Origin of the sequence: Flavobacterium gawalongense (assembly GCF_007097265.1) — a bacterium.
Taxonomy (GTDB): Bacteria; Bacteroidota; Bacteroidia; order Flavobacteriales; family Flavobacteriaceae; genus Flavobacterium; species Flavobacterium gawalongense.
Genome location: NZ_VJZP01000041.1, coordinates 13,903 through 32,630 on the forward strand (window position 1 = coordinate 13,903; position 18,728 = coordinate 32,630).

The window sequence follows — 18,728 nt, forward strand, 5'->3', positions numbered from 1 at the left end:
TAATGAATTTCCAAGTAGTATCTGATTACCAGCCCAAAGGCGACCAACCCCAAGCGATTGAAAAATTAGCTCAAGGGATTATTGATGGTGAAAAATTCCAAACTTTATTAGGAGTTACCGGATCCGGAAAAACATTTACCGTGGCCAATGTAATTCAGGAAGTCCAAAGACCAACTTTAGTTTTGGCACACAACAAAACTTTGGCAGCACAATTATACTCGGAATTCAAACAATTTTTCCCAAATAATGCTGTTGAATATTTCGTTTCCTATTACGATTATTACCAACCCGAAGCTTTTATGCCTGTAACTGGTGTTTTCATTGAAAAGGATTTATCTATCAATGAAGAACTGGAAAAAATGCGAATGTCAACAACCGCTTCGTTGCTTTCCGGACGAAGAGATATTTTGGTCGTTGCATCGGTTTCTTGTTTGTACGGTATTGGAAATCCTATAGAATTTCAGAAAAACTTAATTCCGATTGAGAAAGGACAAATCATTTCCCGAACCAAATTATTGCATCAACTGGTGCAAAGTTTATACTCTAGAACCGAAGCTGATTTTAATCCCGGAAGTTTCAGAATAAAAGGCGATACAGTAGATGTTTATCCTAGTTATGCGGATGAAGCTTACCGAATCCATTTCTTTGGTGATGAAATCGAGGAAATTGAAAGTTTCGATGTCACGAATTCTAAAGTCCTTGAAAAATTTGATAAACTAACAATTTATCCTGCCAATATGTTTGTGACTTCTCCAGATGTTTTGCAAAATGCAATTTGGGAAATCCAACAGGATTTGGTAAAACAGGTCGATTATTTCAAGGAAATCGGCAAACATTTAGAAGCCAAACGATTGGAAGAACGTACCAATTTTGATTTGGAAATGATTCGCGAACTCGGTTATTGCTCCGGAATTGAAAATTACTCCCGTTATCTCGATGGCCGTTTACCAGGAACAAGACCTTTTTGTTTGTTGGATTATTTCCCAAGTGACTTCTTAATGGTTGTAGACGAAAGTCACGTGACCCTTTCCCAAGTTAGCGCCATGTATGGTGGAGACAGAAGCCGAAAAGAAAATCTAGTAGAATATGGTTTCCGACTTCCAGCAGCAATGGATAATCGCCCTTTGAAGTTTGAGGAATTTGAAGCGATGCAAAACCAAGTAATTTATGTTTCGGCAACACCAGCCGATTATGAATTGCAAAAAACAGATGGTGTTGTTATTGAACAAGTAATTCGTCCGACTGGATTATTGGATCCAATTATTGAAATCCGACCAAGTTTAAACCAAATTGATGATTTAATTGAAGAAATTCAGGTTCGAGCCGAAATTGACGAACGTGTTTTGGTCACCACTTTAACCAAAAGAATGGCAGAAGAATTAGCCAAATATTTAACCAAAGTCAATATTCGTTGCCGTTATATTCACTCTGAAGTAGATACATTGGAACGAATAGAAATCATGCAAGATTTACGAAAAGGAATTTTTGATGTATTAATTGGCGTGAATTTACTTCGTGAAGGATTAGATTTACCCGAAGTTTCTTTGGTCGCAATTTTAGATGCAGACAAAGAAGGTTTTTTACGAAGCCATCGTTCGCTTACGCAAACAATTGGTCGTGCTGCAAGAAACCTGAACGGAAAAGCAATTATGTACGCTGATAAAATTACGGCAAGCATGCAAAAAACCATTGACGAAACTAATTATCGCAGAACCAAACAAATCAATTACAATACTGCAAATAATTTGATCCCTCAAGCCTTAAATAAAAAAATCGAGAACGCATTTACCAAAAATCCTTTGGCAGATTATGAATTAGGTTATACTATTTTAACTGCTGCCGAACCAGTTACAGAATATTTATCAAAACCAGATATTGAAAAACGCATTCGTGAAAAACGAAAAAACATGGAAAAAGCCGCAAAAGAATTAGATTTTATGCAAGCAGCAAAATTACGTGATGAAATAAAAGCGTTGCAAGGACAATTAACTTAATTATGCTGCTCCTGAAAAACATTCAATAAAACTTCCGGATCAATAATTGCATTTGGCGCTTCCTTCATTAACTTTAGAATACGTTTAGTTGCTGTGGGATTTAAACCCATATCGATTGCTATTTGCTGGATAGCGGCAGCTTCTTTTTTATGCAAAATTCCATCACTATGCATCAACAAAGCCAGTCTATAAAATTGTTGAATGCGTTGAAACTCGGATTTAATGGGCAATTGTGGCAATTCCTGATGAAACAAATCATTGAACCCTCCTTTTTCTATATTTAATTCATTGGCAACAATAAACAAAAAATCGTATTCTCTCTTATGTAATTGTCCGTCAACAGTAGAAAAAGCGATCATCTCTAAAAGTAAGCTTCTTTTTTTCTCGTAAGTATTCATGAAATTATTATTTTTAGCTAAAATATTGATTTTTTTAAATAAAAACACAAAATACCAGTAATGATTCAAAAGCTTAAGTTAATTCTTATTATAATACTTTTTGCGACAGCAAAAATTACAGCTCAGGAGAGTACAGCTTCAAAACAAGTTTCCACTTTTACCATTGAGGCGCCACAACTTCAAACTTCTAAGAAAATTTGGATTTATTTACCGAAAAATTATTTAACCTCAAAAAAGAAATATTCCGTTATATACATGCAGGATGCCCAAAATTTATTTGACACTAAAACTTCCTATTCTGGTGAATGGAATGTCGATGAAAAACTGGACAGTCTCAATGCACAAGTTATTGCAATAGGAATCGAACATGGAAATGACAAACGTTTAGAAGAATTAACCCCCTTTAAAAACGAAAAATATGGTGGCGGAAAAGCAGATAATTATTTAGAATTCATTGTAAATACGCTAAAGCCGAAAATTGACGAATCATATAGAACTAAACCCAAGAAGAAAAACACTATTATTATGGGAAGTTCTTTGGGAGGTTTGACTTCCTTTTACGCTACTTTAAAATATCCTGAAGTGTTTGGTAAAGCAGGTATTTTTTCACCCGCTTTTTGGATTAATCGCGAAGAAATTTTTGAATTAGAAGAAAAAAATAAAAAGCAAAAAACGAAATATTATTTTCTTTGTGGAGATAAAGAAGGAGATGATGACTCTGTGGTTCGCGACCTTAACAAAATGGAATATCTAATTAATACTAAAAGATGCTATTGTTTAAATTTGAATGAAAAGAAAATTGTAAAAGGTGGACAGCACAACGAAAAATTATGGCGTGACAGTTTTGTAAAAGCAATTTTATGGCTTGGTTATTAAAATAAAATCCTTCTGCATTTAAAGATAAATACATTAATTTTAAGTGCTAAAATCAGATTCAAATGGAACTAATCTTAAGAAAATACAACCTCAAATTAAAACATACGTTTACGATTTCAAGAGAGTCAATAGACTTTCAACCTTCTTTAATTGTAGAATTAAAAAGTGAAGGATTTTCAGGTTTTGGCGAAGCAACATCAAATCCATACTACCGTACAACCGTTCCAATGATGATGCTGGATTTAGAAAAAATTCGCACTCTAATTGAAGCAACGACAAATGAAACACCTGAAGAATTTTGGGTAAAAATTCATCCTTATTTAAAAGATGACATGTTTGCATTGTGCGCTTTGGATATGGCTTATACAGATTTGTATGCTCGCAAAAAAGGAAAAAAATTGTACGAATTATGGAATTATACCATCAACAAAAACCCATTGACAGATTACACAATTGGAATTGCTTCCATTGAAAAAATGGTTTCTAAAATGAAGGAATTACCTTGGCCGATTTACAAAATAAAATTGGGAACTAAAGAAGATATTGCAATTATAGCAGCACTTCGAAAACATACCAATGCCATCTTTAGAATTGATGCTAATTGCGGTTGGGGTGTCGAAGAAACCATAAATAATGCAATCGAGTTAAAAAAACTGGGAGTGGAATTCTTGGAACAACCCATGAAAGCAGACAATTGGGAAGGACATAAGGAAGTTTTTAAACATTCGGTTTTACCAATAATAGCCGACGAAAGTTGCATTATAGAAGAAGATGTAGCCAAATGTCACCATTATTTTCATGGCGTAAATGTCAAATTAGTGAAATGTGGCGGTTTAACTCCCGGAAGACGAATGATTCAGGAAGCCAAGAAATTAGGTTTAAAAACGATGGTCGGTTGTATGACAGAATCTACCGTGGGAATATCTGCGATTGCACATTTATTGCCGCAACTGGACTATGTAGATATGGATGGCGCGCTGCTTTTGGCAGAAGATATTGCTACCGGTGTAACCATAGATTTTGGAAAAATAAGCTATTCAGAAATCAATGGAACTGGAGTAACTTTAATTTAATTCTAAAATGAAAGTCAACCAATTTCCAGATCGAATAATAGAAATCGACAATGAGACCTATTTGTATTTTGGAGGAACTGCCTATTTGGGTTTACCCACAAATAAGAAATTCCAAAAGCTGCTCATCAAAAATATTTTACAATGGGGAACAGCTTATGGAAGTTCGAGAAATGCAAATATTCAACTAACTGCTTACGAAAATGGAGAACGTTTTTTAGCTAATTACATCGAAGCGGATGCTACTCTTACAGTTTCTTCCGGCATGCTGGCGGGGAAATTAGTAATTGAGGTATTAACACCTCAAACCGATTGCTTTTTTCATTTTCCTGATACGCATCCTGCCATTAAAGCGCCAAATAGCCTCCCCTTTTTTATTGGTAACCAATTAAATCCTCGCTTACTGGATAACGTAACTGAAAAAATTACGATTCTAACCGATGCGGTCCCCTCTTTCCATATTGAACCAATCGATCTTTCTATTCTGAATTCGATTCCTTCCAATAAAGAAATAACTTTAGTTATTGACGAATCGCATTCGCTTGGTATTTTAGGTACAAAGGGTTGTGGAATTTATTCGACAATCGATCTTCCTTCTATTAAAAGAAAAATCATGATAGCGTCTTTAGGGAAAGCCTTTGGGTTGACAGGTGGCGTAATTGCCAGCGATATCGATTTTATTAATCAAATGGCAAATCACGACACTTTTGTTTCCAGTGCGGGAATGAATGCGGCATTTGTCCAAACCATCGCTGATGCTGAAAAAATTTATTTTACTCAACATCAAAAATTAAAAGACAATTTGAACTATATAGATACTCATTTAATTAAAAGTAAAGCAGTTCTTTTTAATCCGAATTATCCGCTAATTTATCCAGAAATCGAAGGAATAAATGAAATTTTCACTACGAATAAAATCATCGTAACTAATTTTAAATACCCAACAGACAGCAAGGATTTAAATCGAATTGTAGCTACTGCCAATCACAAAAAAGAAGATTTGGATAAAATAATTCACATTCTAAACCAAAACCAATTCTAAATCTAAAATTGCGGTCTAATTGCTTTTTAACCGTACCTTTGTAAAAAATAAAAATGATGACTAACAACGATATCTTTAAAAAACTTCGCGTAGCTTTAATGTTGCGTGACGATCAAATAGTTGAAATATTAGAATTGGTAGATTTTAGAATCACTAAATCAGAATTGGGTGCTTTTTTCCGTGATGAAAAACATGAAAATTATATGGAATGTGGTGACCAAGTGTTGCGTAATTTCTTGAATGGATTGGTAATTCACTTGCGTGGAACAAAAGAAAATCCAAAAAACCCAAATGATGTTTTAGCCAAACACAAAGCTCAAATTCCTGTAAAAGAAGGAGCTTCAGAAAGAGCTGAATTCAAAGCAAAACCAAAAGACGAAGACAGAGCCAGAGGCGACCAAAAACCGGGTAAATCACCAGCGGCTAAGAAACCTTTCAAAAAACAAAATTCAAAAGGCACTCCAAAAATTCAAGTAGTGGAGAAAGTGAAATATAATTTCGGTAAGAATAAAAAATCATAAGTAGTGCAGATCTGTGCTCCTCTACTAAATTAAACTAAAAAATCCTGAGTTACACTTAGGATTTTTTTATATCTTTAAAAGTGTTTTATCAAAAACACTTTAAGAGCTACAGCTTAACATAGAACATCCCACTTTATCTCTGGCCCAATCGGGTCTTTTGGCAAACCATTTTTGAAAATTCGATTGTTCGTCGTAGGGATTTTTAAGCATTTCAAATAATTCGTTTAGCAAAGAATAGTCTCCCTTATCAGCGTCATCAATACACAATTGTGCCATATAATTTCGCAATACATATTTTGGATTTACTCTATTCATTTGCTCTTTTCTTTCAGTATCTGACAGCGTTTCTTCATTGATTCGAATCTTGTAATTCTCAAACCAGTCGTGCCAATCTTTCAAGATAGTTTCATTCAAATCCTTTTCGTTATAGAAGGCATCTTTTATTGTATTGAAAGCTGTTGTTGCGGTATCTTTTTTAGTAACATTACTTAGATTTCTAAAAAAAATAGTCATATCCGTTTCTACTCGTTCCAACAATTGAGTCAAACTCAGAATCAAAACAGCATCTTGTTCTTTTTTGATTTGGAAACCGAGTTTATTTTGCATCATATTCAAATACTCCTTTTCGTAATCAGTACTAAAAGTATTCAAAATAGTTTCAAGAGGTTTGGCATCCTGAATTAAAGGATACAAAGCATTCGCCAATTGATACAAATTCCACAGCGCAATTTCAGGTTGATTCCCAAAACGGTATCTTTTATGCTGCCTGTCAGTTGTATTGGGTGTCCAGTTGGAGTTGTAATCTTCCAACCAACCGTACGGCCCATAATCAATAGTGATGCCGTGAATGGACATGTTGTCGGTATTCATAACTCCATGAACAAAACCAACGCGTTGCCAGTGCACAATCATGTTAAGCGTAGTTTGGGTTACTTCATGAAAAAAGTCTAGATATTTCCCGACACCTTCTCCTTGAATATGAGGAAAATGATGTTTGATGGTGAAATCAGCTAATAATTTGAGATTAACATAGTCTTTTCGAGAAGAAAACAATTCAAAGCTACCAAAACGGATAAAAGAAGGAGCTACTCTACAAACAATTGCCCCTTTTTCGTAAGCAGGATTTCCATTATACAATACATCACGTAATACTTGATCTCCAGAAAGCATTAACGAAAGCGAACGTGTTGTTGGAACACCTAAATAATGCATCGCTTCTGCGCACAAATACTCTCGAATTGAAGAACGTAAAACTGCAAAACCATCCGCTGTTCGGGAATATGGTGTAGGCCCTGATCCTTTCAGTTGCAAAGTGTACGTCCTATTTTCATGAACTACTTCGGTAAGATTGATGGCACGACCATCTCCTAATTGCCCAGCCCAGTTACCAAATTGATGTCCGGCATAACACAATGCAAAGGGTCTAGTTTCTGGATAAACGGTGCTTCCTGAAAAAGTATTTAAAAAATCAGTTGAAAGTATGTCTGCTTGAGAAAGACCAATAGCATTTGCTACTTCATTTGAAGCATGAATTAGTGAAGGATTTGAAGGTTTTTTGGGTAACACATACGAATAAAAAGCTTGCTGAACCTGTCTCGGTATATTGATTTCACTTGGATCAGCAGGCAACTCGCTTATAAAATTATTTTGCAAATGAAGTTTCATATCTTTAAAAAGAATTAAATAAAAACCAGAAAACAAGTAGGTATTATAATGTAAAGGTATTCGATACCCTACATTAAATATAACTCTTATGATACTTTTAATTTATAACTAAAATCGTTTTATTTATAAACGTTAAAAACTCAATTTATAGTATCATCCGCAATATAAGTTTACTACACACAAAAATCCTGTTCGCCGCGGCGAACAGGATTTTTTAATATATAACAATTTTCTAATTAAGAAAGAGCCGCTTTTACTTGATCCGCTGCTTCTTGGAATTCAACAGCAGATAAAATTGGCATTCCTGAATTATCAATTAATTCTTTTGCGATAGCTGCATTTGTACCTTGTAAACGAACAATGATTGGTACTTTAATAGCATCCCCCATATTTTTGTAAGCATCAACAACTCCTTGTGCCACACGGTCACAACGAACGATTCCTCCAAAAATATTAATCAAAATTGCTTTTACGTTTTGATCTTTTAAGATAATACGAAAAGCAGTTTCAACACGTTTTGCATCAGCAGTTCCACCTACGTCAAGGAAGTTAGCAGGCTCAAAACCAGCATACTTAATTAAATCCATAGTTGCCATAGCTAAACCAGCTCCGTTCACCATACATCCAACTGTACCGTCAAGATCAACATAGTTTAAACCTACTTCTTTTGCTTCCACTTCGATTGGGTTTTCCTCACGAACGTCACGCATATCAGCATATTTCTTTTGTCTGTATAAAGCATTGTCATCGATATTTACTTTAGCATCTACAGCCATAATTTTATTGTCAGATGTTTTCAAAACCGGGTTGATTTCAAACATAGAAGCATCAGATCCAATATAAGCATTGTATAAAGAATCGATGAATTTCACCATTTCTTTGAACGCATTTCCAGAAAGACCTAAGTTAAAAGCAATTCTTCTTGCTTGAAAACCTTGTAATCCAACAGAAGGATCAATTTCTTCCGTAAAAATTAAATGTGGTGTGTGTTCCGCAACTTCTTCAATATCCATTCCACCTTCAGTAGAATACATAATCATGTTACGACCAGTAGCTCTATTCAATAAAACAGAAACATAAAACTCAGAAGTTTCACTTTCGCCAGGATAATAAACATCTTCAGCGATTAAAACTTTATGTACTTTTTTACCTTCGGCAGAAGTTTGAGGTGTTACCAATTGCATTCCTATGATTTGTTCTGCAATTTCTTCTACTTGTTGTAAGTTTTTGGCAAGCTTAACCCCACCACCTTTACCACGTCCGCCTGCATGAACTTGGGCTTTTACTACATACCAACTTGTACCAGTTTCTGTAGTTAATTGTTTTGCAGCAGCAACGGCTTCTACTGGACTATTAGCAACGATTCCGCGTTGTATGCGAACCCCGTAGCTAGCTAAAATCTCTTTTCCTTGATATTCGTGTATGTTCATAATATAGAATTTGTCTGGATTCTGAATTTATTTCAGAATAAAAGTGGCACAAAAATAGCAAAATTAAACTTAACTGCTATTTTTTTTTATTAAATGTAGTGCCTAAATTTGTATATTTAAAGCTAATCATTAAGCGAAGCAAGAAATATAAAAAATAACAAACATTTTGTTATAATTCTAAAACAGAATTCTTCGGTAAAATAATTCTTTCAAAATAATTGACTTAAGTCCTTTTAATCGGTTTTCTTTTTATAGAAAAATCAATTGAATTGTATTTAAATACAATTATTGTGATTTATCGTACCTTTTTCTACTATTACTGTAAAAATACACCCGATTTGGCTTTTACACTCATTATATGTTACTAAATCTTTAATTTTGTAAAAAAAATATTAAGCATGAAAGTTAAAGAACAAGGCCTTTATTTGCCCGAATTTGAACATGATAATTGTGGCGCAGGATTTATTTGTAATTTGAATGGAATTAAGTCTAATGATATTATCCATAAAGCACTCGATATCTTAATAAAGCTAGAGCATCGTGGAGCTGTAAGTGCAGATGGAAGAACCGGAGATGGAGCAGGAATCTTATTTGATATCCCTCATATATTTTTTAAAAAAGTATGTGATTTTGAAATCCCAGAAGCAAGACAATATGCAGTAGGAATGGTTTTTATGCCAAAAAGCATAAACCAAGTAGCTTTTTGTAAAACAACATTTGAGGATTCTATACGCAATCAAAATTTAGAAATTCTAGGATGGAGAGATGTTCCTGTAGATGTTTCTAATTTAGGACAAATTGCAGCTGAAAAGGAACCAACCGTAAAACAAGTATTTGTTGGTAAAAATGGATTGGACCTTACGGAACAACAATTTAACGCCAAAATGTTTGCTGCAAGAAAAATTGCAGAGCATATTATAATAAATTCAAGAACTTCAGAAAGTCATATGTTCTATTTTTCTAGTTTTTCAACAACTACCATTATATATAAAGGTTTGTTGATGCCAGAAGACATTAGCCGCTACTATACTGATTTATCTGACACTGATTTAGTTACCAGATTAGCTTTGGTTCACCAACGCTTTTCAACAAATACGTTTCCTTCATGGGAATTAGCACAACCATTTAGATACATGTGTCATAATGGAGAAATCAATACACTTCGTGGTAACATTAGCAGAATGCGTGCTCGTGAAGAATTGATGCAAAGTGATGTATTTGGTGATGATTTGAAAAAATTATTCCCTATTATATTAGAAGGAAAATCAGATTCAGCTTCTATGGATATGGTTGTCGAGTTGTTATTGATGACTGGGCGTTCTTTACCTGAAGCAATGATGATGGTAGTTCCTGAAGCTTGGGAAAAACACCAGACCATGTCGGAAGACAAAAAAGCATTTTACGAATATAATGCTTGTATCATGGAACCTTGGGATGGTCCAGCTTCTATTCCTTTTACAGATGGTAACGTTATTGGTGCCTTGTTGGATAGAAATGGTTTGAGACCTTCTCGTTATACACTTACAAAAAGTGGTTTCGTAATTATGTCTTCAGAAATTGGAGTTCTTGATATCAAACCGGAAGATGTAGTGCAACATGGTCGTTTAGAGCCAGGTAAAATGTTTTTGGTTGACATGAACGAAGGTCGAATCATTGAAGATGATGAGATAAAGAATGCTGTCGTTACCAAACGTCCATACAAAAAATGGTTAGATGAGAATTTATTGCAATTAGCTCAAATTCCTTATACTAATAATCCAATACCAACCGAAAAAATAGACTTTGAAACAAGACAACGTCTATTTGGTTATACTATTGAGGATTTAAAAACAATAATAAACCCAATGGGAGCTCAAGGTAATGAAGCTTTAAGTTCTATGGGTAATGATACTCCGTTAGCGGTTTTATCAGATCAACCACAATTATTATATAACTATTTCAAACAGTTATTTGCTCAGGTTACTAATCCGCCATTGGATGGTATTCGTGAAGAAATCATTACTGATATCAGTTTAGCTATTGGTGGTGATTATAATATTTTTGATGTTGATCCTAAACATTGTAAAAAGTTAAAAATCCAAAATCCAGTTATTTCAAATGAGGATTTAGATAAAATAAGAAATGTTGATCATGTTGATTTCAAATCGGTGACTATTTCTACTTTATACGATATCGAAAAAGGAGTAAATGGCTTGGAACGCGCATTGGAAAGAGCAGTTCAAGCTACTTTTAAAGCAGTTTCAGAAGGTTGCAATATCGTAATTATTTCTGATAGGGGTGTAAGCGAAAAAATGGCTCCAATACCAATGCTATTGGCTTGTTCTTACATTCATCACTCTTTAAATATTCTAAAAGTACGTTCAAAATTCGGAATCATAATTGAATCTGCTGAACCACGTGAACCACACCATTTTGCATTATTATTTGGTTACGGCGCAAGTGCAATAAATCCTTATATGGTCAATGAAATTATTCATGATCAAGTTAACGAAGGCTTTATTACTGGCGTAAAAGCAGATTATGCGATTAAAAATTATAATAAAGCGATTGCAAAAGGAATCCTTAAAATCATGAACAAGATCGGTATCTCTACTTTACATTCGTATAGAGCTGCTCAAATTTTTGAAATTTTAGGATTAAATAAAACATTCACTTCTAAATATTTCCCTTACACACCTTCTAGAATTGAAGGAATTGGTCTAATGGAAGTAGAAAAAGAAATCAAAAAGAGATATCAAAAAGCTTTCCCAAATTCAAAAGTGGCTAATTTATTATCCCTTGAAATCGGAGGAATCTACAGATGGAGAAGAACTGGGGAAAAACACATGTTCAACCCTACAACCATTTCTAAATTACAACAGGCTGTACGATTAAACAGTCCTGAAAGTTATAAGGAATACTCCAATATGGTCAATGACCAAAGTAAAAACCTAATGACAATTAGAGGTTTATTTGAATTCAATAATTTGGATCCAATTTCTATTGACGAAGTAGAACCTTGGACAGAAATTGTAAAAAAATTCAAAACTGGAGCCATGTCTTATGGATCTATCAGTCAGGAAGCCCACGAAAACTTGGCTATTGCCATGAATAGAATTGGTGGAAAAAGTAATTCTGGAGAAGGTGGAGAAGATTCTAAACGTTTCCAAAAAGACTTAAATGGTGATTCTAGAAATAGTGCGATTAAACAAGTTGCTTCAGGAAGATTTGGTGTATCTATCAATTATTTGACAAATGCCAAAGAGATTCAAATAAAAATGGCTCAAGGCGCAAAACCTGGAGAAGGTGGTCAATTACCTGGAGAAAAAGTGGTGCCTTGGATTGCAAAAGTTAGAAATTCAACTCCTTATGTTGGACTAATTTCTCCTCCTCCACATCACGATATTTACTCTATTGAAGATTTATCTCAATTGATTTTTGATTTAAAAAATGCCAATCGTGAAGCACGTATTAACGTTAAGTTAGTTTCTGAAGTTGGTGTTGGAACAATCGCTGCCGGTGTTGCTAAAGCAAAAGCCGATGTGATCTTGATTTCAGGATACGATGGAGGAACTGGTGCTGCACCATTAACTTCACTACAACATACAGGTATTCCTTGGGAACTTGGACTTGCCGAAGCACAACAAACTTTAATCTTAAATGATTTAAGAAGTCGTGTAGTTTTAGAATGTGATGGACAATTGAAAACAGGACGTGATGTAGCTATTGCTGCTTTACTTGGAGCTGAAGAATTTGGTTTTGCAACAGCACCGTTAGTAGCGTCTGGTTGTATTATGATGAGAGCTTGTCACTTGAACACATGTCCAGTTGGTATCGCTACTCAAGATCCAGAATTGAGAAAAAATTTCAAAGGAACTCCAGAGCACATCATCAACTTCATGTATTTTATTGCCGAAGAGTTAAGAGAAATCATGGCTCAATTAGGATTTAGAACACTAAAAGAAATGGTGGGACAATCTCAAAAATTGAATGTCAACAAAGCCATCAAACATTATAAAGCAAGTGGATTAGATTTATCTACCATTTTGTATAAACCAGAAAAAGCTAAAGTAGTTCCAAATCATAATACGACTACACAAGATCATGCTTTAGATAATGTACTTGATTTTGAAATTATAAAAGCAGCTATTCCTTCTATTTATAGAAAAGAGAAAACAAGAGTTACTTTTAATATCAAAAACACAGATCGTTCTGTTGGTGCGATTTTAAGTAATGAGATTTCAAAAATATATGGTGCACAAGGTTTACCCGAAGACACGATATTAGTTGATTTTGAAGGTTCTGCCGGACAAAGTTTTGGTGCTTTTGCAACAAATGGTCTGTCATTTAAAATTCATGGAAACTGTAATGATTATTTAGGAAAAGGACTTTCAGGTGGTAAATTAATTATCAAAGTCCCTCCTACTGCAACATTCAAACCAGAAGAAAACATTATCATTGGTAACGTTGCACTTTACGGAGCAATTACTGGTGAAGCCTACATCAACGGTATGGCTGGAGAACGTTTTTGCGTTAGAAATTCTGGAGCAACAGCAGTTGTTGAAGGAATTGGAGATCATGGATGCGAATATATGACTGGAGGAACTGTAGTAGTTTTAGGAAAAACCGGAAGGAATTTCGCTGCAGGTATGAGTGGTGGTATTGCTTATGTTTTTGATCCAAATAAAAAATTCGATGCTACTGTATGTAATATGGAAATGGTTGCTTTTGAAACATTAGAAGAAGATGACATAACTAAACTGAGACGTTTAATAAGAAATCATTCTATGTATACGAATAGTCCATTGGCAAAAAGAATTTTGGGTGATTGGGAAAATCAACAAAAACACTTTATTAAAGTGATGCCAACAGATTACAAAAAAGCATTGAAAAGATTAGCAGAAGAAAAGCAAATAGAAGAACTAATAGCATAGTCATGGGTAAGATAGGTGGATTTAAAGAATATAGTAGAACTGACGAAAATAATATAGCTGTTGTAGAACGTGTATCAAACTATAATGAGTTTACAATTCCGTTAGCAAAAGATAAAATAAAAGAACAAGGATCTAGATGTATGGATTGTGGTATTCCTTTTTGCCATAGTGCTTGTCCGTTAGGAAATTTGATTCCTGATTTTAATGACATGGTGCATCAAGAGGAATGGGAAAGTGCATTGGAGATTTTGCAATCAACAAACAATTTCCCTGAATTCACAGGAAGATTATGTCCAGCTCCATGCGAAAAATCATGTGTTTTAGGTATAATCAGTGAACCAGTAGCTATTGAAAATATTGAAAAAAACATTGCCGAAAGAGGTTTCGCGGAAGGATGGATAAAACCACAAGTTCCAGCGACAAGAACAGGCAAAACCGTAGCCGTCATAGGCTCTGGTCCTGCTGGTTTAGCGGCTGCACAACAATTAAATCGTGCAGGACATACCGTGACCGTTTTTGAAAGAGACAATGCAATTGGTGGATTACTACGTTATGGAATTCCAAATTTTAAATTAGAAAAAGGAATTATTGACAGACGTGTTGCAATTTTAGAAGCAGAAGGGATTGTTTTTAAAACCAATGTAAACGTTGGTGTAAATTTCAGTATTGAAGAATTAAATTCTTTTGATTCAATCGTATTATGTGGTGGTGCAACTGAAAGAAGAAGCTTACCTACAAAAGGGATTGAAAGTAAAGGAGTTGTTCAGGCAATGGACTTTTTAACACAACAAACTAAAGTATTATACGGGGAATCTATACCAGATCAAATCAAAGCAACTGGTAAAGATGTTATCGTTATTGGTGGTGGAGATACTGGTTCAGATTGTGTTGGTACATCAAACAGACACGGTGCTAAATCAGTTACTAATTTTGAGATTTTACCAAAACCACCTGTTGGAAGAAGTGAAACTACTCCTTGGCCTTTCTGGCCACTACAATTAAAAACTTCATCTTCTCACGAAGAAGGTTGTAATAGAAACTGGTTAATCAATACCAAAGAATTTATTTCTAATGAAAAAGGAGAATTAACAGGATTGAAAACTGTTGAAGTAGCTTGGAAAATGACTCCGGGACAAAGACCTGAATTGATAGAAAAGGAAGGATCTGAAAAAATATGGCCTTGTGATTTAGCTTTATTAGCCCTTGGATTTACAGGTCCAGAAAAAACATTAAGCGATCAATTAGGATTAGAGGTAGATTTCAGAAGCAACTATAAAGCGACTAATTACCAAACTAATGTTCCGCATATATTTACTGCTGGTGATATGAGAAGAGGACAATCCTTAATTGTTTGGGCAATATCTGAAGGTCGTGAAGCCGCTAGAGAAGTAGATAATTATTTAATGGGTTTTACTAATTTACCAACTAAAGGTAACGGTGATTTACCTAGTTTATAATAAAAAATAATTTTACGAGAATCCCTTGATAATTATTTTTATCAAGGGATTTTTATTTTCAGAATAGTTATAAAAATATTAAAAATAACACTAATTGTTATATTAAAAACATTTTGTTATAATTTGTTAAAATATGTGTTTTTATTTGTTTGTATTAATAAAGAATAATAAATTTGCCTAAAAATAGAATCAAAATGCAAGGAAAAGACTTATTACAATTAGCAGAACAATTTGGCAGCCCCATATATGTATATGATGCCGAAAAAATACAATCTCAATACAACAGATTAACAAAGGCTTTTTCTAAGGTAGATAAGTTACGTATTAATTACGCTATGAAAGCCTTGTCGAATGTTGCAATACTCCAATTACTAAAAGAAATGGGATCTGGTTTAGACACTGTATCTATTCAAGAAGTATTGTTGGGGCTTCATGCAGGATATGAGCCTGAAAAAATATTTTACACTCCCAATGGAGTTTCTCTGGAAGAAATTGAAGAAGTTTCAGCCATGGGTGTCCAAATAAATATTGATAACTTATCTATACTAGAGCAGTTTGGTACAAAATACCCATCAGTTCCTGTTTGTATCCGTATAAATCCTCACGTAATGGCAGGCGGAAATGCAAATATATCAGTCGGTCATATTGATAGTAAATTTGGTATTTCTGTTCACCAATTACCTCATTTGGTTCGTATTGTTGAAAATACAAAAATGAATATCGTAGGTATTCACATGCATACTGGTTCCGATATTCTTGACATAGAAGTATTTTTATATGCGGCGGAGATCTTATTTGATGCAGCAAAAAACTTCAAGAATCTTGAATTTCTAGATTTTGGAAGCGGATTTAAAGTACCATACAAAAAAGATGATATCGAAACTGATATTGAAGAATTAGGAAAAAAACTTTCGAAAAGATTCAATGCTTTTTGTGCAGAATACGGTAAAGAATTGACATTAATATTTGAACCTGGTAAATTTTTAGTAAGTGAAGCTGGTTTCTTTTTAGCCAAAGTTAATGTGGTAAAACAAACTACATCGACAGTTTTTGCAGGGATAGACAGTGGTTTCAATCACTTAATACGACCAATGTTTTATGGTTCACAACATCATATTGAAAACATTTCACATCCAAAAGGGAAAGAACGTTTTTATTCCGTTGTTGGATACATTTGTGAAACGGATACTTTTGCAAATAATAGAAGAATATCCGAAATAAAAGAAGGTGATATTTTATGTTTTAGAAATGCGGGAGCCTATTGTTTTTCTATGGCATCTAATTATAATTCAAGATACAAACCAGCAGAAGTATTGTGGATGAAAGGCGAAGGGCACTTAATACGAGCACATGAAACCTTTGAAGATTTATTAAAAAATCAAATTCCATTGCCAATAGTTGCAACTGTTTAGGTAAAATAAAAATCCCATCTCAAGTATAAACGAGATGGGATTTTTTATTAAAACACAATAAATAAAGTTTATTTATTTTCTAAAATTTCTTCCAAAACATTAGCTTCAGTTCCATTTGGAAAAGGAATTTTAATTTTTTGAGCAATCGTAGGTGCAATTTGTGTGATATATTTCTTCGAAAATGATTCCCCTTTCTTAACATGCCAACCATAGAATATTACTGGTACATGCGTATCATAACTATATGGCGTTCCATGAGAAGTTCCTGTTCCTTGATATTCTATATAAGCAGCTTTGTCAAGAATAACAAGATCACCATCTTGTGTTGGATCATAACCTTTAGCAATAAAATTAAGGTAATAATCATTTCCGGTAGACCCTAGAATTTCTTCTTCAGTGTAGACTCTTTTGACTTGTTCCTGTGTCATCAAATAGTCTTTGAAAGCCTGTTTTACTTTTGTCAAATCAAACCCTTTAGACTTAATAATTTCTTTATTAAAGAAAAGATTAAAATTAGAATAATTTAAAATTAAATCTTGTCCAAAAGTAGCAATAGAAAAGTCTCTCAATCCCTTTACAACATCATTAGGATTAATACTTTTAACGTTGTATTTATTATCTCTAAGATAGTTTGCATTTTCAGCACCTGCATGATCGGCAGTTAAGAAAAGCAAATAATTATCTTTACCTACCGTTTTGTCCAAATAAGCTAAAAACTCAGCGATTGTCTGATCTAAACGTAAATAAGTATCTTGTAACTCTATAGATCTTGGTCCAAGTAAATGTCCAACATAATCGGTCGAAGAAAAACTAACAGTCAAGAAATCTGTAATATTATCTTTCCCTAATTCTTCTTTTTCAATTGCTTTCATTGCAAATTCTGCCAAAAGATTATTTCCAAATGGTGTACCACGTATTACACTTGCATCATTTTTATCGTACATATCTTTTAAATTATATGGAAATACAGGTGCTGTACTATTGTACAATTTTCCTTCATAAGGATTATCATCCGGGAGACTTTCGTTATAAGTTGCCGCAGGTTTAAATAAATCCCAACCTTTAGTGATATACGGCATGTATCTTTTTTCCAGATTGAATTGTGTGACCCAATCCGGTAATGTTGAACCATAAAAAGAACTAGAAATGAAAGCCCCAGTTTTACTAAACCAAAAAGCCCAATTGGCAAAATGTCCAGCAGGTAAAATAGCACCTCGGTCTTTAAGACTCATTCCAATTACTTTTCCTTTAAAATTTGTAGCTAATCGCAATTCATCAGTAATAGTTGTGCTTTGCAAATTCTTAGGAGACATTTCTCCTTCTTTAGCTGTCCCATCTCCAATTGTTTTTACTGATGCATCATCTGTACAATACATCTCTTTACCCAAACTTCTACTAAACCATTCGTTTCCTACAATTCCATGTGTAGAAGGAGTAGTTCCCGTATATACTGACGCATGCCCTGGTCCGGTATAAGTAGGCATATAATTAAAATGCATATTTTGGAAAGTAAATCCATTACCCATTAATCTTTTAAAACCATTAGGTGAAAAATCATCCGAAAAACGATATAAATATTCCATCTTCATTTGATCTACAACAATACCAATAACCAATTTTGGACGTTCTTGAGCTTGCATGTTTAAATTAATAATAAATCCCAAAAGCAAAATGATTTTTTTCATATTATAATTTTATATAGTTCAACAAAAATACAATTTAATGTTTTAAAACAAGTCTGAACAAAAACTTAAGCAGGATAAATTAATTTTTTCTTAACTCGATTAATCCTTTATTATCGACAAAAAAGTTTTGCGCACAAAAAATCCCCATCAAGTAAATGATGAGGATTTAATAGAATCTGAAACGGGTCCAGATTAAAGAAAGGCGACGACATACTCTCCCACATAACTGCAGTACCATCTGCGCAGGCGGGCTTAACTACTCTGT

The 18,728-nt window shown here is 34.0% G+C and carries 12 protein-coding genes; 8 read left to right on the top strand and 4 right to left on the bottom strand.

All coding sequences use genetic code 11. The features are described 5' to 3' along the window. The first annotated feature begins 2 nt into the window (after positions 1-2). Positions 3-1,994, top strand: a complete 1,992-nt coding sequence (gene uvrB, locus FNW38_RS15775; protein WP_143388724.1) for an excinuclease ABC subunit UvrB — start codon at positions 3-5, stop codon at positions 1,992-1,994. Here uvrB and FNW38_RS15780 read toward each other — a convergent pair. After that, positions 1,991-2,392 (bottom strand): excinuclease ABC subunit B, encoded by a 402-nt coding sequence (locus tag FNW38_RS15780; protein ID WP_143388723.1) that lies wholly within the window; start codon positions 2,390-2,392, stop codon positions 1,991-1,993. The two genes, uvrB and FNW38_RS15780, sit on opposite strands and share 4 nt — an antisense overlap. A 60-nt stretch (positions 2,393-2,452) precedes the next feature. Here FNW38_RS15780 and FNW38_RS15785 point away from each other — a divergent pair, with 60 nt between their 5' ends. The 4 genes from FNW38_RS15785 (at position 2,453) to FNW38_RS15800 (ending at position 5,901) form a co-directional block, all read left to right on the top strand. Further along, complete coding sequence (locus tag FNW38_RS15785) at positions 2,453-3,268, top strand: alpha/beta hydrolase (RefSeq protein WP_143388722.1); 816 nt, start codon at positions 2,453-2,455, stop codon at positions 3,266-3,268. A gap of 62 nt (positions 3,269-3,330) precedes the next feature. Then, positions 3,331-4,341 carry a dipeptide epimerase gene (locus FNW38_RS15790; protein WP_143388721.1) on the top strand — a complete coding sequence of 337 codons (1,011 nt, stop codon included), beginning with the start codon at positions 3,331-3,333 and terminating at the stop codon, positions 4,339-4,341. Between the two features lie 7 nt (positions 4,342-4,348). Continuing rightward, positions 4,349-5,380 carry an aminotransferase class I/II-fold pyridoxal phosphate-dependent enzyme gene (locus FNW38_RS15795; protein ID WP_143388720.1) on the top strand — a complete coding sequence of 344 codons (1,032 nt, stop codon included), beginning with the start codon at positions 4,349-4,351 and terminating at the stop codon, positions 5,378-5,380. Between the two features lie 56 nt (positions 5,381-5,436). After that, on the top strand, positions 5,437-5,901 hold the full coding sequence (locus FNW38_RS15800) for a DUF1456 family protein (protein WP_143388719.1): 465 nt from the start codon (positions 5,437-5,439) through the stop codon (positions 5,899-5,901). Between the two features lie 99 nt (positions 5,902-6,000). Here FNW38_RS15800 and FNW38_RS15805 read toward each other — a convergent pair whose 3' ends face one another. Both FNW38_RS15805 and sucC read right to left on the bottom strand, forming a co-directional pair. Continuing rightward, entirely contained in the window at positions 6,001-7,566 is a 1,566-nt protein-coding gene (locus FNW38_RS15805; protein WP_143388718.1) for a protein adenylyltransferase SelO, read from the bottom strand. Between the two features lie 236 nt (positions 7,567-7,802). After that, a complete protein-coding gene (gene sucC, locus FNW38_RS15810; protein ID WP_143388717.1) occupies positions 7,803-8,996 on the bottom strand; it encodes an ADP-forming succinate--CoA ligase subunit beta in 1,194 nt (397 codons plus the stop codon). A 398-nt stretch (positions 8,997-9,394) separates the two neighbouring features. Here sucC and gltB point away from each other — a divergent pair, with 398 nt between their 5' ends. The 3 genes from gltB to lysA all read left to right on the top strand — a co-directional run bounded on the left by gltB (position 9,395) and on the right by lysA (position 16,778). Further along, a complete protein-coding gene (gene gltB, locus FNW38_RS15815; RefSeq protein ID WP_143388716.1) occupies positions 9,395-13,909 on the top strand; it encodes a glutamate synthase large subunit in 4,515 nt (1,504 codons plus the stop codon). Positions 13,910-13,911: 2 nt separating this feature from the next. Then, positions 13,912-15,366 (top strand): glutamate synthase subunit beta, encoded by a 1,455-nt coding sequence (locus tag FNW38_RS15820; protein ID WP_143388715.1) that lies wholly within the window; start codon positions 13,912-13,914, stop codon positions 15,364-15,366. A gap of 194 nt (positions 15,367-15,560) precedes the next feature. Further along, positions 15,561-16,778 (top strand): diaminopimelate decarboxylase, encoded by a 1,218-nt coding sequence (gene lysA, locus FNW38_RS15825; protein WP_143388714.1) that lies wholly within the window; start codon positions 15,561-15,563, stop codon positions 16,776-16,778. Between the two features lie 68 nt (positions 16,779-16,846). Here lysA and pafA read toward each other — a convergent pair whose 3' ends face one another. Beyond that, entirely contained in the window at positions 16,847-18,463 is a 1,617-nt protein-coding gene (pafA, locus tag FNW38_RS15830) for an alkaline phosphatase PafA (protein ID WP_143388713.1), read from the bottom strand. Positions 18,464-18,728: the final 265 nt, after the last annotated feature.